The 21,168-nt window shown below is 60.6% G+C and carries 16 protein-coding genes; 10 read left to right on the forward strand and 6 right to left on the reverse strand.

The annotated features are described in order from the left end of the window. Positions 1–18 precede the first annotated feature (18 nt). Positions 19–2,217 (reverse strand): hypothetical protein, encoded by a 2,199-nt coding sequence (locus CRO59_RS04320; protein WP_097086586.1) that lies wholly within the window; start codon positions 2,215–2,217, stop codon positions 19–21. 195 nt (positions 2,218–2,412) lie between these two features. Between CRO59_RS04320 and CRO59_RS04325 the strand changes: the two genes are divergently transcribed. Beyond that, positions 2,413–3,309: an NAD(P)-dependent oxidoreductase gene (locus CRO59_RS04325; RefSeq protein ID WP_177408940.1), complete on the forward strand. Its 897-nt coding sequence runs from the start codon at positions 2,413–2,415 to the stop codon at positions 3,307–3,309. Here the strand turns inward: CRO59_RS04325 and CRO59_RS04330 are convergent. Next, the gene (locus tag CRO59_RS04330) at positions 3,200–5,482 is read right to left on the reverse strand and encodes a bifunctional diguanylate cyclase/phosphodiesterase (protein WP_097086588.1); all 2,283 of its coding nucleotides are present in this window, start codon (positions 5,480–5,482) and stop codon (positions 3,200–3,202) included. The genes CRO59_RS04325 and CRO59_RS04330 overlap by 110 nt on opposite strands. Positions 5,483–5,630: 148 nt before the next feature. After that, complete coding sequence (locus CRO59_RS04335) at positions 5,631–5,999, reverse strand: YkgJ family cysteine cluster protein (protein ID WP_027614387.1); 369 nt, start codon at positions 5,997–5,999, stop codon at positions 5,631–5,633. Positions 6,000–6,300: 301 nt separating this feature from the next. Between CRO59_RS04335 and CRO59_RS04340 the strand changes: the two genes are divergently transcribed. After that, positions 6,301–7,650, forward strand: coding sequence for an MFS transporter (locus tag CRO59_RS04340; protein WP_097086590.1), 1,350 nt, complete (start codon positions 6,301–6,303; stop codon positions 7,648–7,650). A gap of 171 nt (positions 7,651–7,821) precedes the next feature. On the opposite strand, the gene rapA is transcribed toward CRO59_RS04340, so the two are convergent. Continuing rightward, a complete protein-coding gene (gene rapA, locus CRO59_RS04345) occupies positions 7,822–10,668 on the reverse strand; it encodes an RNA polymerase-associated protein RapA (RefSeq protein WP_097086592.1) in 2,847 nt (948 codons plus the stop codon). Between the two features lie 254 nt (positions 10,669–10,922). Between rapA and CRO59_RS04350 the strand changes: the two genes are divergently transcribed. The 3 genes from CRO59_RS04350 (at position 10,923) to ccoM (ending at position 11,800) form a co-directional block, all read left to right on the forward strand. Further along, positions 10,923–11,264, forward strand: a complete 342-nt coding sequence (locus CRO59_RS04350) for a hypothetical protein (RefSeq protein WP_003222394.1) — start codon at positions 10,923–10,925, stop codon at positions 11,262–11,264. A 112-nt stretch (positions 11,265–11,376) separates the two neighbouring features. After that, a complete protein-coding gene (locus CRO59_RS28720; protein WP_096797040.1) occupies positions 11,377–11,538 on the forward strand; it encodes a hypothetical protein in 162 nt (53 codons plus the stop codon). A gap of 148 nt (positions 11,539–11,686) precedes the next feature. Further along, positions 11,687–11,800, forward strand: coding sequence for a cytochrome c oxidase subunit CcoM (ccoM, locus tag CRO59_RS29110; RefSeq protein WP_003222396.1), 114 nt, complete (start codon positions 11,687–11,689; stop codon positions 11,798–11,800). 1,066 nt (positions 11,801–12,866) lie between these two features. Here ccoM and CRO59_RS04365 read toward each other — a convergent pair. Together CRO59_RS04365 and CRO59_RS04370 are read right to left on the reverse strand one after the other, a co-directional pair. Next, positions 12,867–14,342: an inorganic phosphate transporter gene (locus tag CRO59_RS04365; RefSeq protein WP_003222397.1), complete on the reverse strand. Its 1,476-nt coding sequence runs from the start codon at positions 14,340–14,342 to the stop codon at positions 12,867–12,869. Between the two features lie 376 nt (positions 14,343–14,718). Further along, entirely contained in the window at positions 14,719–14,919 is a 201-nt protein-coding gene (locus CRO59_RS04370) for a hypothetical protein (protein WP_003222398.1), read from the reverse strand. Between the two features lie 653 nt (positions 14,920–15,572). Between CRO59_RS04370 and pcaR the strand changes: the two genes are divergently transcribed. The 5 genes from pcaR to pcaF all read left to right on the forward strand — a co-directional run bounded on the left by pcaR (position 15,573) and on the right by pcaF (position 21,162). Beyond that, a complete protein-coding gene (gene pcaR / locus CRO59_RS04375) occupies positions 15,573–16,415 on the forward strand; it encodes a pca regulon transcriptional regulator PcaR (protein WP_007963153.1) in 843 nt (280 codons plus the stop codon). Positions 16,416–16,709: 294 nt separating this feature from the next. After that, positions 16,710–18,056 (forward strand): MFS transporter, encoded by a 1,347-nt coding sequence (locus CRO59_RS04380; RefSeq protein ID WP_027614391.1) that lies wholly within the window; start codon positions 16,710–16,712, stop codon positions 18,054–18,056. Positions 18,057–18,323: 267 nt separating this feature from the next. Further along, positions 18,324–19,181: a CoA transferase subunit A gene (locus CRO59_RS04385; protein ID WP_003222404.1), complete on the forward strand. Its 858-nt coding sequence runs from the start codon at positions 18,324–18,326 to the stop codon at positions 19,179–19,181. Next, on the forward strand, positions 19,181–19,960 hold the full coding sequence (locus tag CRO59_RS04390) for a CoA-transferase subunit beta (RefSeq protein WP_027614392.1): 780 nt from the start codon (positions 19,181–19,183) through the stop codon (positions 19,958–19,960). Before CRO59_RS04385 ends, CRO59_RS04390 begins: the two co-directional genes overlap by 1 nt. After that, entirely contained in the window at positions 19,957–21,162 is a 1,206-nt protein-coding gene (pcaF, locus tag CRO59_RS04395) for a 3-oxoadipyl-CoA thiolase (RefSeq protein ID WP_177408942.1), read from the forward strand. The genes CRO59_RS04390 and pcaF overlap by 4 nt, the downstream gene beginning before the upstream one ends. Positions 21,163–21,168: the final 6 nt, after the last annotated feature.

The raw sequence follows: 21,168 nt of genomic DNA on the forward strand, positions 1-21,168 counted from the left end.
GGACAACTCGGTCTGGGATCAGACCGAGTAAGTCTTGCCCGTATGGTTATTCAGCGAAATAACCTTGGTCTTGCCGATCCGGTGACGGTAGATCTCGCGCAGGTACTTGATCGACTTCTTCACGCAATCGCGCGACAGGCGAATGTCGTTGATCGAGACGAACTTGTCCTTGTCGTTGATCAGCTCGCGGTACTTCTTCTCGTACATCGGCTTGATCGCGTACCAGTTGGTGTCGAGGATCTTCGCCGGGTTCTCGAACTCGTTGAGCAGATCGTCGATGCGGTCTTCGTCGAACTCTTCATTAATGATGAAGTCGAGGATCGAGTTGTCCAAAGTCTCGTCAAAACGGAACGGGGTCTTGGCGAAGCAGCGCTTGATGAACGCCACGATCAACGTCAGGAAGTCGTCCGACAGGCACGGGCTCTTGGCGATCAGGGTGGTCAGCGACAGGTTGGCCGAGGCACCGATCACCAGCGCATAACGCTTGAGCGTGGTGTTGGGGAACAGGCTGTTGAGGTGGGTCTTCAACCGGTTCAGGTCCATGTACGACAGTTTGTAGTCTTTGGGCAACGAGACGATCGAGACCACCGACGAGCAGTTCTTGAAGAAGTGCAGGTCGTGCAGCGCCGCGGCGTCGTAGCCGGAATTCTTGTACTGCTCGAGCGAGGCGCGATAGCGCTTGGATTCGATCGGCAGCAGGCTGATGCCTTCGATGGCCTGGGTGACCTTGTTGAAGTGCGGCAGGTCGATCGAGCGGAAGAACAGGTCGTCGATGTTCAGGCGCTGTGGCTCTTTGTCGAACACCTTGAACTTGTCGCTGCTCGGCGGCGGGGTTTCCGGCACCACCGATTCGGCGTAGGCAATCGCCACCGGGCCGGCCAGACTCATGAACAGGTCGTTGGCATCCAGGCGAATGGTTTCGCCGATGTCGATGCCGGCGCGGCGGAAGTAGTTCTGGTCGTAGTCGGTGGTCACCGCCTGCGCCGTCAGAATGTTGAAAATCTGCTGCGAGATGTACTGGTTGGCGTGCTTCTCCATCGCATTGACATCAATGTTCTGGATGTTGCCGTCATCGCTCTCTTCGGCGTAACGCATGATGTCGTTGGAGATCAGCATCATCGCGTTCCATGGGCGGATACGGCCCATGACGCTGGCTTCGCTGCTGTCTTCATTGGCGAAGTTGTAGGAGAAATCCCATTCCTCCGACAGGTATTTGCACAGCAGGCGTCCGGCGTTGATGTGCAGCGCCTCGGACATTTCACTGCGGTGATCGGAAATGTTCGGCAGCACGCAGATGCCGCTGGTGAAGATCGGCTCGAACACGAACGAATGTCCGCTCTTGCCGTCGTGTTCGTCCATCGGCTTGGTGTCGAACGTCTTGTTCATGTACGAGTGCTGCTGGGCCAGGCCGAATTCCGAGGCCATGCCCGAACCGGTACCGCCGCCGGCACTGAAGATCGAGAAGTACAGGCGCGACTGGTTGGCTTTGATGCCGCAGCTGTCGATCAGGTACGAGTGGATCATTTTCCAGTCAGGGCTGGAGAAGCGTTGGGTGTCCTTGTTGAGGATGATCTTCGCCAGATACTGGCCGAGGATCGGCGCGTTACCGGCGCCACCGGCGTGGACTTCGGACAAGTCCATGATCTTCATTTTGCTGTAATCGCGCAGGAAGCCGCTTTTCTCGCCCTTGCGCGAGAAGCGGATGCGCCCGGCGATGTCCTTGTCGAGGTCGCCGAGCATCACCAGCGGTTCGACGAGGAACACCGGTTTGCTCGACTTGTTGGTGCCGATCCGCAGGTTGTTTTTGATCCACTGCGCCGGGCTGTAGCCCTTGTCGGCCAGACGGCGGTCAGCAGCGCGGTCTTCGTTGTTGAATTCGTTGAGGTAGAACTTGCGCGCGTTGTACACCAGCTCCGCGACGTCGAGTGCGATGTTCGAGCCGCAGCGACCGAGGCCGATCAGGCACACCGACGGAAACTCCTGATCGTTGTGCTGTTCGTTGTCGCCTTCCAGATGCGGTGGACGCGGGAACACCAGATCACGCAGGCCATCGAGGTTGTCGAGGATGCGGTCGGTGTTGGTTTCGGTGTAGTACAGATATTGCTGAGTGCCCAGCGGGCGCGAGGGAGGCAATGGCTTCGATGATGACGGGCTGTTTGCGGCAGGGCTCAGGGTCAGATCGGATACCGCAGTGGCGGGATTGTTTTTAGAAGTCATTGTGCGCCATATACCTGGACTGGTTGGTCCGCTGACCAGTGTCAGCGAGCCTCACGGAATAAGATCTCGCGTCTTTTATTGCGCGAATTTGGCCCGGGCGTCAGGGGCTTGGCCTGATCGTCGCACGGGGGAATCCTTTCCTGATCGCTCATGAATCGGCCATTATTCAGTGATCTTTAATCAAAAAGAGGCGAAATGATGTCAACGCTCCCTTCGTTGGGTTTTGCCGGAATCGGCCTGATGGGCCTGCCGATGTGCCGCCGTTTGCTGGCTGCCGGCTACCCGTTGACCGTGTGGAATCGCAACCCGGCCAAGTGCGCGCCACTGGTCGAAGCCGGCGCCCGGCAGGTGGCAAGCCCCGCTGAACTGTGCGAACACGCGGACGTGGTGATGCTCTGTCTGGCCGACACGGCGGTGGTGCGCGAGGTGGTGTTTGGCGCCGGGGGTGTCGCTGAAGGTGCGAAAAGCGGCCAGTTGCTGGTGGACTTTTCCAGCCTCGAACCGACCGCTACCCGCGAGATGGCAACCGAGTTGGCCGACAAGACCGGGATGAGCTGGCTCGACTCACCGGTGTCCGGCGGCGTGGTGGGTGCCGAGGCCGGCAGTCTGGCGATCATGGTCGGCGGCGCGGTGGCGGATCTGGAGCGGGTGCACCCGGTGCTGCTCAACCTTGGTCAACGGGTCACGCACATGGGTGGCATCGGCGCCGGGCAGGTCACCAAGGCTTGCAACCAGATGATCGTCGCCTGTAATGCGCTGGTGATCGCCGAAGTAGTGGCGCTGGCCGAACAGGCCGGAGTCGATGCGAGCCTGATTGCCGAAGCGCTGGCCGGTGGTTTTGCCGATTCGAAACCGTTGCAGATCCTCGCCCCGCAAATGGCCGAGAGCCGTTTTGAACCGGTGAAATGGCACGTGCGCACGCTGCTCAAGGACCTCGATACCGCAGTGAAATTCTCCCGCGAACAAGGCTCGGCCACGCCGATCAGCGGATTGGCCGCACAATTGATGCGCCTGCATGGGGCGCAGGGCTTTTTGCAGAAGGATCCAGCGACACTGGTACAAATGTACCGCGCGCCAGACTCAACGGATTGACTGCATGCGAGTGTTTGCGCTGATTGATTTCTTCCAGCACCGGGCGTAACTCGTCCAGCGGCACCGGGCGGCTGAGCAGGTAGCCCTGAATGAAATCGCAGCCTGAGCGCTCGAGGAATTCGTACTGTTCCAGGCTCTCCACGCCTTCGGTCACCACCTGCAAATGCAGGGTGTGGGCCATGACGATGATCGCCTGGACGATCTCCATGTCGGCGGTCGCCGTGGGAATGTCGAGGATGAAGGAACGGTCGATTTTCAGCGTATTGAGCGGCAGGCGCTTGAGGTAGGCCAGCGACGAATAGCCAGTGCCGAAGTCGTCGATCGACAGCGACACCCCGAGGGCGCGGATCTGCCGCAGTAGCACCAGGGTGTTGGCGATGTTGCCCATCAGCGCGTTTTCGGTGACTTCCAGTTCCAGCCGTTCCGGCGCAACGCCAGCGCTGCGCAGTGCGCTTTCGATCTCATCGGCCAGCTCTTCCCGGGCAAGGTTGAGCGGCGAGCAGTTCCAGGCGATTTTCAGGTCGTTGCAGCCATGCCGCGTCAGTTCGCCAAGGTCAGTGCAGGCCCGGCGCAACACCCAGTTATCCAGTTCGGCGATCAGGCCATTGGTTTCGGCGATCGCGATGAAGCGATCCGGGGCCAGCAAGCCATGCACCGGATGCTGCCAGCGGATCAGCGCTTCGAGTTTGGTCACTCGACCGGTTTTCAGTTCGAAGATCGGTTGGTAATACAGCGTCAGCCCGTTTTCTTCGCGCAGGGCCTGGCGCAGTTCTTCTTCCAGTTGCAGTTCGAGGCTGGCGCGGGTCTTCATGTTGGCACTGAAAAAATGCAGGCCGTTACGCCCGGCGCCCTTGGATTGATACAGCGCCAGATCCGCGTGCTTGAGCAGTTCTTCGCAGGTGGTGCCGTCGTCGGGGAACAGGCTAATGCCGATGCTGGTGGTCATCACCATACGGCGGCCGGCCAGTTCGATCGGCTCCTTCATTTTCAGCATGATCCGTTGCGCCATGTTGCGCGCTTCCTCACGTTCACGCAGGCTGATCAGGATGCAGAACTCGTCACCGCCGAAGCGGGCGACCACGTCTTCATGGCTGCGCACCGAGCCTTTGATGTGATTGGCGATGACTTTGAGCAGGGCGTCGCCGGCGTCATGGCCGAGGCTGTCGTTGATTCGCTTGAAGTGGTCGATGTCGAGAAACATCACCGCGAGCATGCCGCCCTCGCTGGTTTTCTGGTTGAGTTTCTCGGCGAAAAGCTGGTTGAAACCGCGGCGGTTGATCAGGTTGGTCAGCGCGTCGTAATTGGCCACTTGCTGCAATGACATCCGCGCCTGATCGAGCTGGCCGAGCAGGGCGTTGACCCGGCGCAGATCCTGCTCCTTGTTCTGCAGTTTCTTGTCGGCGAGTGCCGCGCTGATCGCGCTGCCGAGAATCAGCAGGATGATCAATGCGACGGTCAGGCCCAGTTGCAGGTAATTGGTTTCGCCATTCAGGGGCGGCACTGCGCCCTCGGGCACCACCAGATGCAACGCGGCCATGCCGGTGAAGTGCATGCTGATGATGCCGGCGCCGAGGATCACTGCGGCGGTGTATTTGAGCAACTGATGAAAACGGCCGCTGCCTTCACGCAGATAACCGGCGACCCACAGCGCGGCGAAGCTGGCGCCGATGGCAATCACGATCGACAGGCAGAACAGCAGCGGTTGGTAATACGCAGTGGCCACCGAGTGCATCGCCGCCATGCCGACGTAATGCATGCCGGCGATGCCCAGGCCAATAACGATGGCGGTTTTCAGGTATTGCATCAGCGAGGGTTGAGGCACGCTCAGGGTGTGCATCGCCAGCCATGAGGCGAGCAGGGCGATCACCAGGGAAAACAGAGTGGTGGCCAGTTCGTAATGGATTTCCAGCGGCGCCTGGAATGCCAGCATGGCGATGAAGTGCATGGCCCAGATGCCGCCAGCCAGGCAGGTGGCGCCGATCCAGCGCCAGACCCGTTGCGATCCCGGATCTTCGGCGTGGCCAACCCGCTCGGCCATGTCGAGGGTGGCAAAACTCGCGGCGCAGGCGACCAGATAGGCCACCAGCACCAGCAAGGGATTGTGTGTGCAATCGAGAATGACCTGCCCGCTCTGCGGCAGCTCGGTAACAAACTGCAAACCAAGCCACTCCATAGCATCCCCGTCTGTGAAGTCGTCCCTGCTGCGTCAGCAACGCAGGCGAATGAGAGGAGTATAGAGGCGGTTTTTGCCATGCAAGCGGTAGTGGCACATTGGCGCCAACCATTTCGGCATGAGCCTTATAGCGATTGGCGCTAAACCATCAGGCGGTTTGGTCGTAAGGGATCTGATTCCATTCCGGTTCGAGCGGCGGCAAGCCGAAGCGGGCGCGCGCCTTGTCGCAATCGACATTCTGTTCGCCGTATTCCCAGGAAGCATCGAATTCGCGGCAGGGACTGGAGCGTTGCTCGTAAATCGAGCACTGCACGTTACTGCCCACTTCACCGATCAACGCCGTACACCGCGGCGATTTGCAGTCGGTGCCGTTCATCGCTACCCGACTGGGACTGATCTGCGTCACCAGTTCATCGGGCACCGTACCGCCGGAGGAGGCGCATTCACCCCAGAAAAAAGACACGCGAAAATGGGAACAGCAGGCACCGCAATTCAGACACGGACTGACTTCGGACATGGGGAGGGTATCAAAGGGGTTGATCGGCGAATCCGGACGGATCCGGCGGCTATTCTAGGCTTCGCCATGAACTTGGGAAGGGGGGCGCGAAAGTATTTTTTTGTAGCCGGGTTTTGCCGCGAAACCCCCGGTTTATAGGGGATTTCAGTGTTATCAAGGGCTTACGTTTCGTTACAGTGCCATGGCCCGTTATCAGGCTGACGAATGATCACAGACAGCCCCGGCAGGCCTGTCTAGATTGCAGGTTCCGGGCTCGGATGCGTCGGCAGTGAAGCCCACATAACAATAAAGAGACGGACCCATGCAGAACTCGACCCAAGCGGCGAATGCCTGGCGCATTCTGTTCCTGTTATTCCTTGCCAACCTGTTCAATTTCTTCGACCGCACCATTCCGGCGATCATCATCGAGCCGATCCGCATGGAATGGCACCTCAGCGATTTTCAACTGGGAATCGTCGGCACCGCGTTCACCCTGGTTTATGCGATCGCCGGCCTGCCGCTGGGGCGCATGGCCGATACCGGTTCGCGCAGCAAATTGATGGGCTGGGGCCTGGCGACCTGGAGCGCGCTGACCGCGGTCAACGGGCTGGTCGGCAGTTTCTGGAGTTTTCTGCTGGTGCGCATGGGCATCGGCATTGGCGAGGCCAGTTACGCGCCGGCCGCCAACTCGTTGATCGGTGACCTGTTCCCGGCGCACCGTCGGGCGCGGGCCATGGGTATTTTCATGCTCGGCTTGCCGTTGGGCCTGCTGCTGGCGTTCTTCACCATCGGCGCGATGGTCAAGGCCTTCGACAGCTGGCGCGCGCCGTTCTTTATCGCGGCGGTGCCGGGGCTGATCCTCGCGGTGTTCATGTTCTTCATCAAGGAACCCAAACGCGGCGCGGCGGAAACCGTGCAGGTGTCCCAAGAGAGAGTCGACAAGCCTATCCGCCGGGTGCTGGCGGTGCCGACATTCCTGTGGCTGGTGATGGCCGGTTTGTGCTTCAACTTCGCCACCTATGCCTGCAACTCGTTTCTGGTGCCGATGCTGCAGCGCTACTTCCTGATGCCGTTGCAGGAGGCGGCGGTGGCGACCGGCGTGATCGTCGGTTTCACCGGGTTGATCGGTCTGACCCTCGGCGGCTGGATCGCTGACAAGATTCATCAACGAGTCGCCAACGGTCGGCTGCTGTTTGCCGGCTTCAGCCTGATCATCTCGACCCTGTGCACCGCGTGGGCGCTGCACGCCGGACGGGTCGAGATCGGCGTGTTCGTCGCGGTGTTCAGCGTCGGCTGGCTGTTTGCCTATAACTTCTACACCTGCGTGTACACGGCGATTCAGGACGTGGTCGAACCACGCCTGCGGGCCACGGCGATGGCGCTGTTCTTTGCCGGGTTGTACCTGCTCGGCGGCGGCTTGGGGCCAGTGGTGGTGGGGGCCTTGTCCGACCATTTCGCCAAATCGGCGATGATTTCGGCAGGCGCCGAACAGATGACTGAGGCGTTCAAGGCTGTGGGGCTGCATGACGCGATGTACCTGATTCCGGTGGCGCTGTTCTTGACCATGGTGTTTCTGTTTCTGGCGGCGCGCTGTTTTGTGCGCGATGCGCAGCGGATGAAGGAGGGGTTGGTTGCGGTGGTTGAGCCTGATGTTTCTGTGGCGACTGCATAACCGCCTTCGCGAGCAGGCTCGCTCCCACATTGGATCTCCAGCGTGAACACAATCCCTGTGGGAGCGAGCCTGCTCGCGAAAGGGCCAGTAGCATCACCGGATAAATAACAGACAAACAAAAAGGCCCGCATCGCTGCGGGCCTCTTCATTTATAGCGGTAGAGCAGGGGACTTAACCCGCCACCAGCACCCGGATCGCTTCCAGGCGCAATGCCGCTTTATCCAGCATCGCCAGACCCAGTTCACGCTGCTTGCGCAACGCATCCAGTTCGCTGTCGCGTACAGTCGGGTTGACCGCTTGCAACGCGGTCAGGCGCGCCAGTTCTTCGTCGGTGTCCGCCGCCAGACGACGACGGGCCTCGGCCACGCGCTCGGCGTGACGCGGGGTGATCTTGTCTTCACCGGCGTTGATCCGTGGCGTCAGCTGATCGCGCTGGGCCTGGATGAACTTGTTGGCGCTGGCGCGTGGCACGCTTTCCAGTTGATCGTTCAAGGTTTCGAACGAGACGCGGGCCGACAGATCGTTGCCGTTGGCGTCGAGCAGGCAGCGCAGGGCGGCCGGCGGCAGGTAGCGGCCCAGTTGCAGCGAGCGCGGTGCAACCACTTCGCTGACGTAGAGCAGTTCCAGCAACACCGTGCCCGGTTTCAGCGCCTTGTTCTTGATCAGGGCGACGGCGGTGTTGCCCATCGAACCGGACAGCACCAGGTCCATGCCGCCCTGCACCATCGGGTGTTCCCAGGTGATGAACTGCATGTCTTCGCGCGACAGCGCCTGGTTGCGGTCATAGGTGATGGTCACGCCTTCGTCATCGCCCAGCGGGAAGCTGGCGTCGAGCATCTTCTCGCTCGGCTTGAGGATCAGGGCGTTTTCCGAATGGTCTTCGCTGTCGATGCCGAAGGCGTCGAACAGGGTTTCCATATAGATCGGCAGGGCGAACTGATCGTCTTGCTCAAGGATGTCCTCGACCAACTGATCGCCTTCGCCCGAACCTCCGGAGTTCAGCTCCAGCAGACGGTCGCGGCCGGTGTGCAGCTCGGCTTCCAGACGCTCGCGCTCGGTGCGCGCTTCGTCAATCAGCGCTTGCCACTCACCGTCGTCGGCTTCTTCAAGCAGCGGCAGCAGGCGCGGGCCGAACTGATGCTGCAAGGCGTTGCCGGTCGGGCAGGTGTTGAGGAACGCGTTCAGGGCTTCGTGGTACCACTGGAACAGGCGCTCTTGCGGGCTGGTTTCCAGGTACGGCACGTGCAGTTCGATGATGTGCTTCTGGCCGATCCGGTCGAGACGACCGATACGCTGCTCAAGCAGGTCCGGGTGCGACGGCAGATCGAACAGCACCAAGTGATGGGCGAACTGGAAGTTGCGACCTTCACTGCCGATTTCCGAGCAGATCAGCACCTGCGCGCCGAACTCTTCGTCGGCAAAGTAGGCGGCGGCGCGGTCACGCTCAAGGATGTTCATGCCTTCGTGGAACACCGTGGCCGGGATGCCGGAGCGCACGCGCAGCGCGTCTTCCAGGTCCATCGCGGTTTCGGCGTGGGCGCAGATCACCAGCACTTTGGTGCGCTTGAGCATTTTCAGCTGATCGATCAGCCACTCGACGCGCGGGTCGAATTTCCACCAGCGCTCTTCTTCGCTGGCGTCCGGCTGGGCCTGGAAGCTGACTTCCGGGTACAGCTCGGCGTGATCACCCAGCGGCAGTTCGAGGTATTCGTCCGGGCATGGCAGCGGGTACGGGTGCAGTTTGCGCTCGGGGAAACCCTGCACCGCGGCGCGGGTGTTACGGAACAGCACGCGGCCGGTGCCGTGGCGGTCGAGCAGCTCGCGCACCAGACGCGCGCTGGCTTCGCTATCGCCATCGTTGACCGCGGTCAGCAAGGCTTCGCCTTCGTTGCCGAGGAAACCGTGGATGGTCTTGTGTGCTGCAGGCGACAGGCGCCCTTTGTCGAGCAGTTCCTGAACGGCTTCGGCCACCGGGCGATAGTTCTCGCTCTCGGCGCGGAACGCGGCCAGGTCATGGAAACGGTTCGGGTCGAGCAGGCGCAGACGGGCGAAGTGGCTGTCCTGACCGAGTTGTTCCGGGGTCGCGGTGAGCAGCAGCACGCCGGGAATCACTTCAGCCAATTGTTCGACCAGCGAGTACTCGGGGCTGGCCTTGTCTTCGTGCCACACCAGGTGGTGGGCTTCGTCGACCACCATCAGATCCCAGCCGGCGGCGAACAAGGCGTCCTGCGCCTTCTCGTCTTCGACCAGCCACTCCAGGGCAACCAATGCCAGCTGGGTGTCTTCGAACGGGTTGGTGGCATCGCTTTCGATGAAGCGTTCTTCGTCGAACAGCGCGACCTGCAGGTTGAAACGGCGGCGCATTTCCACCAGCCACTGGTGCTGCAGGTTTTCCGGCACCAGGATCAGCACACGGTTAGCGCGGCCCGAGAGCAGTTGGCGATGGATCACCAGACCGGCTTCGATGGTTTTCCCCAGACCCACTTCGTCCGCCAGCAGAACCCGTGGCGCAATGCGGTCGGCGACTTCACGGGCGATGTGCAGTTGGTGCGCGATCGGTTGCGCACGCACGCCGCCCAGGCCCCAGAGCGAGGACTGCAACTGGCGGCTGGTGTGTTCCAAGGTGTTGTAGCGCAGGGAGAACCACGACAGCGGGTCGATCTGCCCGGCGAACAGACGGTCGCTGGCCAGACGGAACTGAATGAAGTTCGACAGCTGGGTTTCCGGCAGGGTGACGGCTTCGTTCTGCCCGTTGAGGCCGTGATAGACCATCAGCCCGTCGACGTCGTCGACTTCGCGCACGGTCATCTTCCAGCCTTCGAAGTGAGTAATGGTGTCACCCGGCGAGAACCGCACGCGGGTGAGGGGCGCATTCCGTAGCGCGTACTGGCGGGTTTCGCCAGTGGCCGGGTAAAGCACGGTCAACAAGCGGCCGTCCTGTGCCAGAACGGTGCCTAAACCAAGCTCTGCTTCGCTGTCACTGATCCAGCGTTGCCCCGGTTGATACTGCTGCGCCATGCTGCCTGACTCCCACCTTGAAAAAGCGGGCTATCTTAACGGAATGCAGGCCTCCAGACCAAAGGTTTACGAGTGTAGGAGCTGCCGAAGGCTGCGATCTTTCGATCTTCGGGAACGCTTGCGTTCTACGGTGTTCCATTAAAGATCGCAGCCTGCGGCAGCTCCTACAGGTGCCAAATGCGTCACAGATTTGCGACGGATGGCTCAAGGCGCCTTTGCCGCAGCCGATAGCCTGCTGACAGGAGACCCTTTATATGCTGCCACCGATGCTCCCCCTGAGCGCTGTGCCGATCACTTCCCAGCAGGATCCGATTCGCCAGCGGCCGGACATTCCTCCGGTGGTGCCGGTGCAGGAGAGCTCCAACGAAAGCACGATCGATCTGCAAAAGCGCGATCCGGAAGAGGATCGACTGCTGGCGCGCGAAGAACAGCGTCGCCAGCAGGAGCGTGATCGTCGCCGTCGCGAAGCCGACGAAGATCCGGAAGAACACCTCGCCGTGCCGGGCACCGAGCTGAATGCCGACAACACCGTGCCGGTGGTGCCGCTGATGGAAGATCAGCCGCGTCAGGGCTTGTGGGTCGATATCGAGATCTGAGTCTGCTTGTTTACATCAATTGTTGTCGAGCGCTGGCGTCAGGCTGCATGATTGGCGCAGTCCTGCCTCTGATGCGGCAGTTGTGTTTTCTTCAAGTGATGCGCTGAACGTCATGAGCCAAGATGAAAAACTGATCGACCTCGGCACCGAGCGCGCCAAGCGTGTGCATGATCTCAACGAAAAGCGGCTGAACGAAGTGCGCAAGGCCTTCGAGCAAGCCATGCCGTTGGGAAAAGCCCAGAAAAAGCCGAAAAAGAAACCGAAAAAGCGTTGATCTTCCCCTGCATCCTTTGATGCAGGTCAGTTATTTTCCCGCCTTTGCCTTCTGTGTTGACCGGACTTGATCCTGGTCAATTTCTGCGCCTGCGCGATTGGTTAACTTAGCTCCATCGCAGCAAAGCAGGGGCCAGGAGGCCACAGTCATGTTTTTCGATAACGTGGTGTTTGCCGGGGTTCTGACCGTAGGTCTCATGGTTCTGTTTTTTGCAGGGTTTGGATTTTTTATCTGGAAGGATGCGAATAAGCGCAAGAAGTAGGTCTTTCCGGGTTTGATGAGCACGCAAGGCATTTTGGGCAACTTCGGTTGCCCTTTTTTTTGTGTCTTGGCGGCCTTTGGGCCGACCAGACTTTGGGTGTGCTTTGTGAATATCCGTTGCTGCGGTAACGGCGGCTTAGGGTTCCGCCCTTACGGCGGGTCACCTTTTCCAAACGCCGAAAAGGTAACCCAAAAGGCTTGCTCCTACGTTCGGCCCGCTCGCTGGGGCTCGGGGTCCCTTCGCTCCGGGATCGATCCGGGCGCAGCGCCTCCGGTTTGCTTCGCTGCACCTCCTCTCGCTGTGTTTGGCTGCGCCAAACGGTCGCTGCGCTCCCACCCCCGGATCAATCCCTCCACTCAGCCTTCCGATGTCGCCCGTGGATCAAGATCAAGAGCTGCAGCCGAGCTTGCGCTCATCCTGTTGAGTGGGGCGGCTTTGCCGCATGGGTTGTGCGCTTGCTCGCGAAGGCGGCCTGCCAGCCGACCAATCTCTAACTGAACACACCCAATCCCACTGTGGGAGCGGGCTTGCTCGCGAAGGCGGCCTGACAGCCGACCAATCTCTAACTGAATACACCCAACCCCATGTAGGAGCTGCCGAAGGCTGCGATCTTTTGATCTGGATCTGGATCTGGATCTGGATCTGGATCTGGATCTGGATCTGGCTCTGGCTCTGGCTCTGGCTCTGGCTCTGGCTCTTGCTCTGGCTCTTGATATGGCTTTTGATCTTCAGCCCCTTCGGCAGGCCGAGCGTAGGTGTCCATCAGGGGGTTAGGCGCGCAGCGCCATGCGGCGAAGCCGCATACATCGAGAGGAGGTGCAGCGAAGCAAACCGGAGGCGATGCCCCCTGATGGACACCGTAGCGAGGGAACACTGAGCCTAAGCGAAGTGCCGTACGCCGGGGGAAGCCTTTTTGGTTACTTTTTCGGCGTTTGGAAAAAGTGACCCGCCGTAAGGGCGGAACCATAGGAGGCCGTTACCGCAGCAACGGATATGCTCACAAAACCAAACCCAAAAAAAAGGCGCGATCCTCAAGAATCGCGCCTTTCTCATGTGCTGCGGTCTATCAGCTACCCAACGCTTTGGACGCCAACCAGAACAACCCAGCCGACAGCGCCACAGTCGCCGGCAAGGTCAGAACCCACGCCAGCAGGATAGTGCGAACAGTCCCACCCTGCAGGCCGCTCTTGTTGGCGACCATGGTACCGGCCACGCCCGAGGACAGCACGTGAGTGGTGGACACTGGCAGGCTGAAGATGTTGGCCATACCGATCAAGCTGGCGGTAGTGATCTGCGCCGACATGCCTTGAGAGTAGGTCATGCCCTGCTTGCCGATCTTCTCGCCGATGGTCAGTACCACGCGTTTCCAGCCGACCATGGTACCCAGGCCGAGGGCCAGGGCCACCGCGAGAATCACCCAGAACGGGGCGTATTCGGTGGTGGTGGTCAGGTCTTTGCGCAGTTTGTCCAGGTCAGCCTTCTCACGCGCTTCCAGGCCTGGCAGCTTGCCGACTTTCTTCGCGGTGTCGTCTAGGCACAGCAAGTAGCGACGGACTTCGATGCGGCTTTCCGAGGACAGCGAATGGTAGTCCGCTACACCTTTAAGGGTGCCAAGCAGGGCGTTGATGGTCGGTTCGGTCTGCTGCGGGTTGCAGCGGAATTTTTCCGGCAGATCGCCTTCAACACTTTTGCCCAGGGCCAGGAATTCGCCCAGAGAATCGGCATTGCGCTTGTAGAACTGGCTCAGGTGCAAGGTCGCGTCGCGGGTGCGCTCGATCTGGTAGGTGGTGCTGCTCAGGTCGAGGACGAACTGCGCAGGCACGATACCGATCAGTACCAGCATGATCAGGCCGATGCCTTTCTGACCATCGTTGGAACCGTGCACGAAGCTCACGGCCATGGCCGAGATTACCAGGACCAGGCGGTTCCAGAACGGCGGGTGCTTCTTGTCGTCGATCTTGCGGCGCTGTTCCGGGGTCTTGTGCATCTTCGACAGCGGGCGCCACCACTTCAGGCCGATCAGGATCAGCGCGGCAATCAGGAAGCCAGCCATTGGCGAAAACACCAGCGAGGCGCCGATGTCGATCGCTTTCTGCCAGTTCACGCCGTCGGCCAACGGGATGTTGTTGATCAGGGCGTTGGCCAGGCCGACACCGAGGATCGAGCCGATCAGGGTGTGGGAACTGGAGGCCGGGATACCGAAGTACCAGGTGCCCAGGTTCCAGGTGATCGCCGCGGCGAGCAACGAGAACACCATCGCCAGGCCATGGCCGGTATTCACATTGATCAGCAGTTCTACCGGCAGCAGGTGAACAATGGCATACGCCACGCCAACGCCGCCCAGCAACACGCCGAGGAAGTTGAACACACCGGAGAAGAACACCGCCAGGTGAGGCGGCATGGCTTTGGTGTAGATAACAGTGGCTACCGCGTTAGCGGTGTCATGAAATCCATTGATGAACTCGAAGGCGAGGACAAACGTCAGGGCGAGCAAGAGGCTCACAAGCACCCAAGCATCCAGTCCGCTGAATAAATCGATCATGAAGGTTTTCTGACCCGGTCATAAGGGGGCGCGATTATGCCAGAAAAGACTGGAAATCGATCCCCTACCTGCTCATCGGTAGCAATCAATGTCGAATTAAATTGTTGCAAGGTGCAAAGCCCTAGCGTGACGCAGGGTTTTTTAAGTCATTGATTAGCTTGTAAAAACATTTGGGCAGCAAGCAATTTGTCGAGCGCGCGCGAGCCTCAAACGCCTGTGTGAAATATCTCTGAAACGAGTCAGACACGCTCCTTTCCCGTGCAGGCCGGGGGAGGTAGGCCGCTGCCCGCGGATAGCGGGCGCGCAAGGCATGGTCGGGTCACCGTGCTTTTAGCCGGTGGCGACGCAGACCCTCGAAAATCTCAGGATCGCCCGTTCAGGGCTCTTCGGTTTTGAGTTCTTCTTCCATCTTTTTCAGTTCTTGCTGGAAAACCTGATCCTGAACGGTGGGGCGTTTGCGCCATGCCTTGCGTTCCGGTTCGGGTTGCGCGGCGTAGGTGGTGACTTCCCCGCCGTAAACTTCCTTGTAACGTTGTTCCTGGCGCTCAAGTTCCGCGCGCAGTTCGTCTTTCGTCACAGTGCTACCTGTTTGAGTTGAGATAAATATCTGGTGAAACGCACGGCAACGAGTCGATTGAACACGTCCACCAAAGGGCCATGCCGGTTCAGGCATTGGCGTTATCGGCAAGGCGATCAAGACTTCCATGTTGCAGGCGGCTACGGCACCAGATTAAAACTGACGCAGCATCAGTTTCCTGTTTCAGCAAGCGCGCTGGCGGTGCATGAATAATGAGCGTCAGGCGCTGGCCGGGCTGACGGCAATAGGCATCGGGTCAGCGGGCGGCACCCTCGGCCAGTGAAAACGTGGCGCCACTGAGGTGCATTATAGCGGTCGATTCGGGAATGACTATCTTTGCCAAGTTAAAAACGGTTCGGGATGTGTGATCGTTTTGTTACTGACAAGTTTTATCGCTAGTTGAAATTCGCCGAAACCTTTTAAGCACTCGCGTTCAGTTTCTGGCGCCATTAAGTCGATCAACTAATGAGGCATGCGAAGTTGGATGAACAGGCAGGTGAATGAATGAAGAAGCCAAGAAGGACAGCGGCTGATGGATTGCGATAATCGGTCGGCGGTTCGATAATCGCCCAATCTTGGCGTCTCGACTCTTGTGCATCTGCTGGCGAGCCGCTTGTATAGCCATTGATTCGTGCCGGAAACAAGGACAAGAAATGAACGATCAAATGCGCAACTCCTTCACCTCCGTGGCGCCGCCGATCGTCGCTTCGCCGGCCAAACGCATCCAGGCGCTGACCGGCGATCCGGATTTCATGACCTCGCTGGCCCGTGGCCTGGCGGTGGTGCAGGCGTTTCAGGAGCGCAAGCGGCACCTGACCATCGCCCAGATCAGCCACCGCACGGAAATTCCCCGCGCTGCCGTGCGCCGTTGCCTGCACACACTGATCAAACTGGGTTACGCCACCACTGATGGCCGTACTTACTCGTTGCTGCCCAAAGTGCTGACTCTCGGGCACGCGTATCTGTCGTCGACGCCGCTGGCGGTGTCGGCCCAGCCGTACCTCGACCGCATGAGCGAGCAACTGCACGAAGCCTGCAACATGGCCACGCTCGAAGGTGACGACATTTTGTACATCGCCCGCTCGGCGACCACGCAACGGCTGATCTCGGTGGACCTGTCGGTGGGCGGGCGTCTGCCGGCCTATTGCACATCGATGGGCCGCATCCTGCTGGCGGCGCTGGACGACACCTCGCTGCGCGAATACCTCGACCATGCCGAACTGGTGGCCAAGACCAGCCGCACGCTGCACACCCCCGAAAGTCTGCTCGAATGCCTGCAGGAGGTACGGCAGCAGGGATGGTGCATCGTCGATCAGGAACTCGAACAAGGCCTGCGTTCGATTGCCGTGCCGGTTTACGATGCGTCGGGCCAGGTGGTGGCGGCGCTTAATGTCAGCACCCACGCCGGCCGCGTCAGCCGTACCGAACTGGAACAACGCTTCCTGCCGGGCCTGCTCAGTGCCAGCCGCGACCTCAGCGCGCAGTTGTTCGCCTGATGAAGCTGTTCGATAAACGCACAGTGTTGCGTTTATCGAATTGACGCTAAAAGCCCCGGATCATTAATGTCGCGGCAGCGTCATCCCGCGCTGAGCACAGGTCTCAGCCCGGACTGTCGACTCCCATAATAATGACAAGAGGCAATTCACCATGCGCATGCTCCCCGACTGTCTCAGCTCCATTCCCTGTTGCCGGATTCACCGCAACGCCTGATTTCGATCTTCTATTCTTGTGACCGTGCCGCTCTTTGGCCGGCCGCCGTTCGACTGCGTTTTTTGCGTGGAATAAAAATAATGAACCAGCCTCAGTCCGCTGTAGGTAACTGCCTCGACGTGCAGACCTTCATCAATGCCCAACCGATCTCGCGCTATCAGTGGCGGGTGGTGATCCTGTGTTTCCTGATTGTATTTCTCGATGGTCTCGACACCGCGGCGATGGGTTTTATCGCGCCGGCACTGTCCCAGGACTGGGGCATCGACCGCGCCAGCCTTGGCCCGGTAATGAGCGCCGCGTTGATCGGCATGGTCTTCGGCGCACTGGGTTCCGGCCCGCTGGCTGACCGCTTCGGACGCAAAGTGGTGCTGGTTGGCGCGGTGCTGCTGTTCGGCGCTTTCAGCCTGGCCTCGGCCTACAGCACCAACGTCGAACAATTGCTGGTGCTGCGCTTCCTCACCGGCCTCGGTCTGGGCGCCGGCATGCCCAACGCCACCACGCTGCTCTCGGAATACACCCCGGAGCGCAAGAAATCCTTGCTGGTGACCAGCATGTTCTGCGGCTTCAACCTTGGCATGGCCGGTGGCGGTTTCATTTCGGCGAAGCTCATCCCGGCGTTCGGCTGGCACAGCCTGCTGCTGATCGGCGGGATCCTGCCGCTGATCCTCGCGGTGGTGCTGCTGTTCTGGCTGCCGGAGTCGGCGCGTTTTCTGGTAGTGCGCAATCGCGGCACCGACAAAGTACGCAAGACCTTGTCGCCGATCGATCCGGTCACCGTCGCGCAGGCCTCGAGTTTCAGCGTGCCGGAACAGAAAACCGTCAAGGCGCGCAATGTGTTCGCGGTGATTTTCTCCGGCACCTACAGCGTCGGTACCTTGCTGCTGTGGCTGACCTACTTCATGGGCCTGGTCATCGTTTATCTGCTGACCAGTTGGCTGCCGACCCTGATGCGTGACAGCGGCGCGAGCATGGAGCAGGCGGCGTTCATTGGCGCGTTGTTCCAGTTTGGCGGGGTGTTGAGTGCGGTCGCTGTGGGTTGGGCGATGGATCGCTTCAATCCGCACAAGGTCATCGGCACTTTCTACCTGCTGGCCGGGGTGTTTGCCTACGCGGTAGGGCAGAGCCTGGGCAATATCACATTGCTCGCGACCTTGGTGTTGGTGGCGGGTATGTGTGTCAACGGCGCGCAATCGGCGATGCCGTCTCTGGCGGCACGGTTTTATCCGACCCAGGGGCGCGCGACCGGGGTCTCGTGGATGCTCGGGATTGGTCGCTTTGGCGCGATTCTCGGGGCGTGGATGGGCGCGACGTTGCTGGGGTTGGGCTGGAACTTTGAGCAGGTGTTGACGGCGCTGGTGATTCCGGCGGCGTTGGCGACGACTGCGGTGGTGATCAAAGGCATGGTCAGTCATGCGGATGCGACTTGAGTTTAAGCGTCGGAATATTTGTTGAATGTTCCGGCCCTTTCGCGAGCAGGCTCGCTCCCACATTTTGAAATGCATTCCAATGTGGAAGCGAGCCTGCTCGCGAATGAGGAGATAGTTAGGGGAGTAACAATCCGTTCGATAAACGAACACTCAGTCGATTATCGGATTGTTTGGCGATTTTCAGCGGCTTAATCTTCAGTGACTCCGGCGCTGAACCTCGCGCCTTTTTATCACTGGCGATTCACTACAAAAACGGGAGCCTGCTCCATGGCTGAGATCCTTTCGCTGCACGACGCGGTGAAGCAATTCGTCAACGACGGCGACACCGTCGCGCTCGAAGGCTTCACTCACCTGATCCCTACGGCGGCAGGTCATGAAATCATTCGGCAGGGCAAGAAAGATCTGACCCTGGTGCGGATGACGCCTGACCTGATCTACGACCAACTGATCGGTGCCGGTTGTGCACGCAAGCTGATCTTTTCCTGGGGCGGCAATCCGGGTGTGGGTTCGCTGCACCGTCTGCGCGATGCGGTCGAGAAGCAGTGGCCGCATGCCCTGGAAATCGAAGAGCACAGCCACGCCGACCTGGCCAACGCCTACGTCGCCGGCGCTTCCGGCCTACCGTTCGCCGTACTGCGGGCCTACGCCGGTTCCGACCTGCCGAAGGTCAACCCGCTGATCAAGTCCGTGACCTGCCCGTTCACCGGTGAAGTGCTGGCGGCCGTGCCGTCGGTGCGTCCGGACGTGACCGTGATCCACGCGCAGAAAGCCGACCGTCAGGGCAACGTGCTGCTGTGGGGCATTCTCGGCGTGCAGAAAGAAGCGGCACTGGCGGCCAAGCGCTGCATCGTCACCGTCGAGGAAATCGTCGACAACCTCAACGCCCCGATGAACGCTTGCGTGCTGCCGACCTGGGCCTTGAGCGCGGTTTGCCACGTACCCGGCGGCGCGCATCCGTCCTACGCCCACGGTTACACCGAGCGTGACAATCGCTTCTATCAGGCGTGGGATCCGATCGCCCGCGACCGTGAGACGTTTACCGCGTGGATCAACGAATACATCCATGGCTGCGCTGACTTCAGCGAGTTTCAGGCCAAGCTGGCCGCTGCTTCGGAGGCCAAGTAATGACTTACACCACCAATGAAATGATGACCGTCGCGGCGGCCCGTCGCCTGAAGAACGGCTCGGTGTGCTTCGTCGGTATCGGCCTGCCGTCGAAAGCCGCCAACCTCGCGCGCCTGACTTCGTCGCCGGACGTGGTGCTGATCTACGAATCCGGCCCGATTGGCGCCAAGCCTAGCGTGCTGCCGCTGTCGATCGGTGATGGTGAACTGGCGGAGACCGCCGACACCGTCGTGCCGACCGGTGAGATTTTTCGCTATTGGCTGCAGGGTGGGCGCATCGACGTCGGTTTTCTCGGCGCCGCGCAGGTCGACCGTTTCGGCAACATCAACACCACTGTGGTCGGCGACTATCACGCGCCGAAAGTGCGCCTGCCGGGTGCCGGTGGCGCGCCGGAAATCGCCGGTTCGGCGAAGAGCGTGTTGATCATCCTCAAGCAGTCGGCGCGTTCGTTCGTCGACAAGCTCGACTTCATTACCTCGGTCGGTCATGGCGAGGGCGGCGATTCGCGCAAGCGTCTGGGCCTGCCGGGTGCCGGCCCGGTCGGGATCATTACCGACCTGTGCATCATGGAACCGGAGCAGGGCACCCACGAATTCGTGGTCACCGCCCTGCATCCGGGCGTGACCCGCGAGCAAGTGGTCGCCGCCACCGGTTGGGCGATCCGCTTTGCCGACAACGTTGAAACCACGGCGGCACCGACCGAAGTCGAACTCACTGCACTGCGCGATCTCGAAGCGCGCACCGCCGCCGCCCACGGCCAGGCACCGGGAGAAGCATGATGCGTGACGTGTATATCTGCGACGCGATTCGCACCCCCATCGGCCGTTTTGGCGGCGGTTTGTCCGCCGTGCGCGCCGACGATCTGGCCGCCGTGCCGATCAAGGCGCTGATGGAACGCAATCCCTCGGTGGACTGGAACGCGATCGACGAAGTGTTCCTCGGCTGCGCCAACCAGGCTGGTGAAGACAACCGCAACGTGGCGCGCATGGCGCTGCTGCTGGCGGGGCTGCCGGACAGCGTGCCGGGCGTGACCCTCAACCGTCTCTGCGCTTCGGGCATGGACGCGATCGGAACTGCTTTCCGTGCGATCGCCAGCGGCGAGATGGAGCTGGCGATTGCCGGCGGCGTCGAGTCGATGTCCCGCGCGCCGTTCGTGATGGGCAAGGCGGACGCAGCGTTCTCGCGCAACATGAAACTGGAAGACACCACCATTGGCTGGCGTTTCATCAACCCGCTGATGAAAGCCCAGTACGGCGTCGACGCGATGCCGCAGACCGCCGACAACGTCGCCGACGACTATAAAGTGTCGCGCGCCGACCAGGACGCTTTCGCCCTGCGCAGTCAGCAACGCACGGCCGCTGCACAAGCGGCGGGCTATTTCGCCGAGGAGATCGTCGAAGTACGGATCGCCCACAAGAAGGGCGAAACCGTGGTCAGCCAGGACGAGCATCCCCGCGCCGACACCACGCTTGAAGCGCTGACCAAACTCAAACCGGTCAACGGCCCGGACAAGACTGTCACCGCCGGCAACGCGTCCGGGGTCAACGACGGCGCCGCCGCGCTGATTCTCGCGTCGGCGGAAGCGGTGAAAAAACACGGCCTGACAGCACGGGCCAAAGTGCTGGGTATGGCCAGCGCCGGTGTTGCACCTAGGGTGATGGGTATCGGCCCGGTGCCGGCGGTGCGCAAACTGATCGAGCGTCTCGGCGTGGCGGTCAGCGATTTCGATGTGATCGAACTCAACGAAGCCTTCGCCAGCCAAGGCCTGGCAGTGCTGCGTGAATTGGGTCTGGCCGACGATGCGCCGCAGGTCAACCCGAACGGTGGCGCGATTGCCTTGGGCCACCCGTTGGGCATGAGCGGGGCGCGACTGGTGCTGACTGCGTTGCATCAGCTGGAAAAGACCGGCGGCAAGAAAGGTCTGGCGACCATGTGCGTCGGCGTAGGGCAGGGTCTGGCCCTGGCCATCGAACGCGTCTGACGCAGC

Source organism: Pseudomonas sp. LAMO17WK12:I5, from assembly GCF_900215165.1.
Taxonomy (GTDB): Bacteria; Pseudomonadota; Gammaproteobacteria; order Pseudomonadales; family Pseudomonadaceae; genus Aquipseudomonas; species Aquipseudomonas putida_A.

Coding starts and splice junctions, on each gene's coding strand:
- CRO59_RS04320 (WP_097086586.1), bottom strand. CDS start 2,217: ATGACTTCTAAAAACAATCCCGCCACTGCGGTATCCGATCTGACCCTG.
- CRO59_RS04325 (WP_177408940.1), top strand. CDS start 2,413: ATGATGTCAACGCTCCCTTCGTTGGGTTTTGCCGGAATCGGCCTGATG.
- CRO59_RS04330 (WP_097086588.1), bottom strand. CDS start 5,482: ATGGAGTGGCTTGGTTTGCAGTTTGTTACCGAGCTGCCGCAGAGCGGG.
- CRO59_RS04335 (WP_027614387.1), bottom strand. CDS start 5,999: ATGTCCGAAGTCAGTCCGTGTCTGAATTGCGGTGCCTGCTGTTCCCAT.
- CRO59_RS04340 (WP_097086590.1), top strand. CDS start 6,301: ATGCAGAACTCGACCCAAGCGGCGAATGCCTGGCGCATTCTGTTCCTG.
- rapA (WP_097086592.1), bottom strand. CDS start 10,668: ATGGCGCAGCAGTATCAACCGGGGCAACGCTGGATCAGTGACAGCGAA.
- CRO59_RS04350 (WP_003222394.1), top strand. CDS start 10,923: ATGCTGCCACCGATGCTCCCCCTGAGCGCTGTGCCGATCACTTCCCAG.
- CRO59_RS28720 (WP_096797040.1), top strand. CDS start 11,377: ATGAGCCAAGATGAAAAACTGATCGACCTCGGCACCGAGCGCGCCAAG.
- ccoM (WP_003222396.1), top strand. CDS start 11,687: ATGTTTTTCGATAACGTGGTGTTTGCCGGGGTTCTGACCGTAGGTCTC.
- CRO59_RS04365 (WP_003222397.1), bottom strand. CDS start 14,342: ATGATCGATTTATTCAGCGGACTGGATGCTTGGGTGCTTGTGAGCCTC.
- pcaR (WP_007963153.1), top strand. CDS start 15,573: ATGAACGATCAAATGCGCAACTCCTTCACCTCCGTGGCGCCGCCGATC.
- CRO59_RS04380 (WP_027614391.1), top strand. CDS start 16,710: ATGAACCAGCCTCAGTCCGCTGTAGGTAACTGCCTCGACGTGCAGACC.
- CRO59_RS04385 (WP_003222404.1), top strand. CDS start 18,324: ATGGCTGAGATCCTTTCGCTGCACGACGCGGTGAAGCAATTCGTCAAC.
- CRO59_RS04390 (WP_027614392.1), top strand. CDS start 19,181: ATGACTTACACCACCAATGAAATGATGACCGTCGCGGCGGCCCGTCGC.
- pcaF (WP_177408942.1), top strand. CDS start 19,957: ATGATGCGTGACGTGTATATCTGCGACGCGATTCGCACCCCCATCGGC.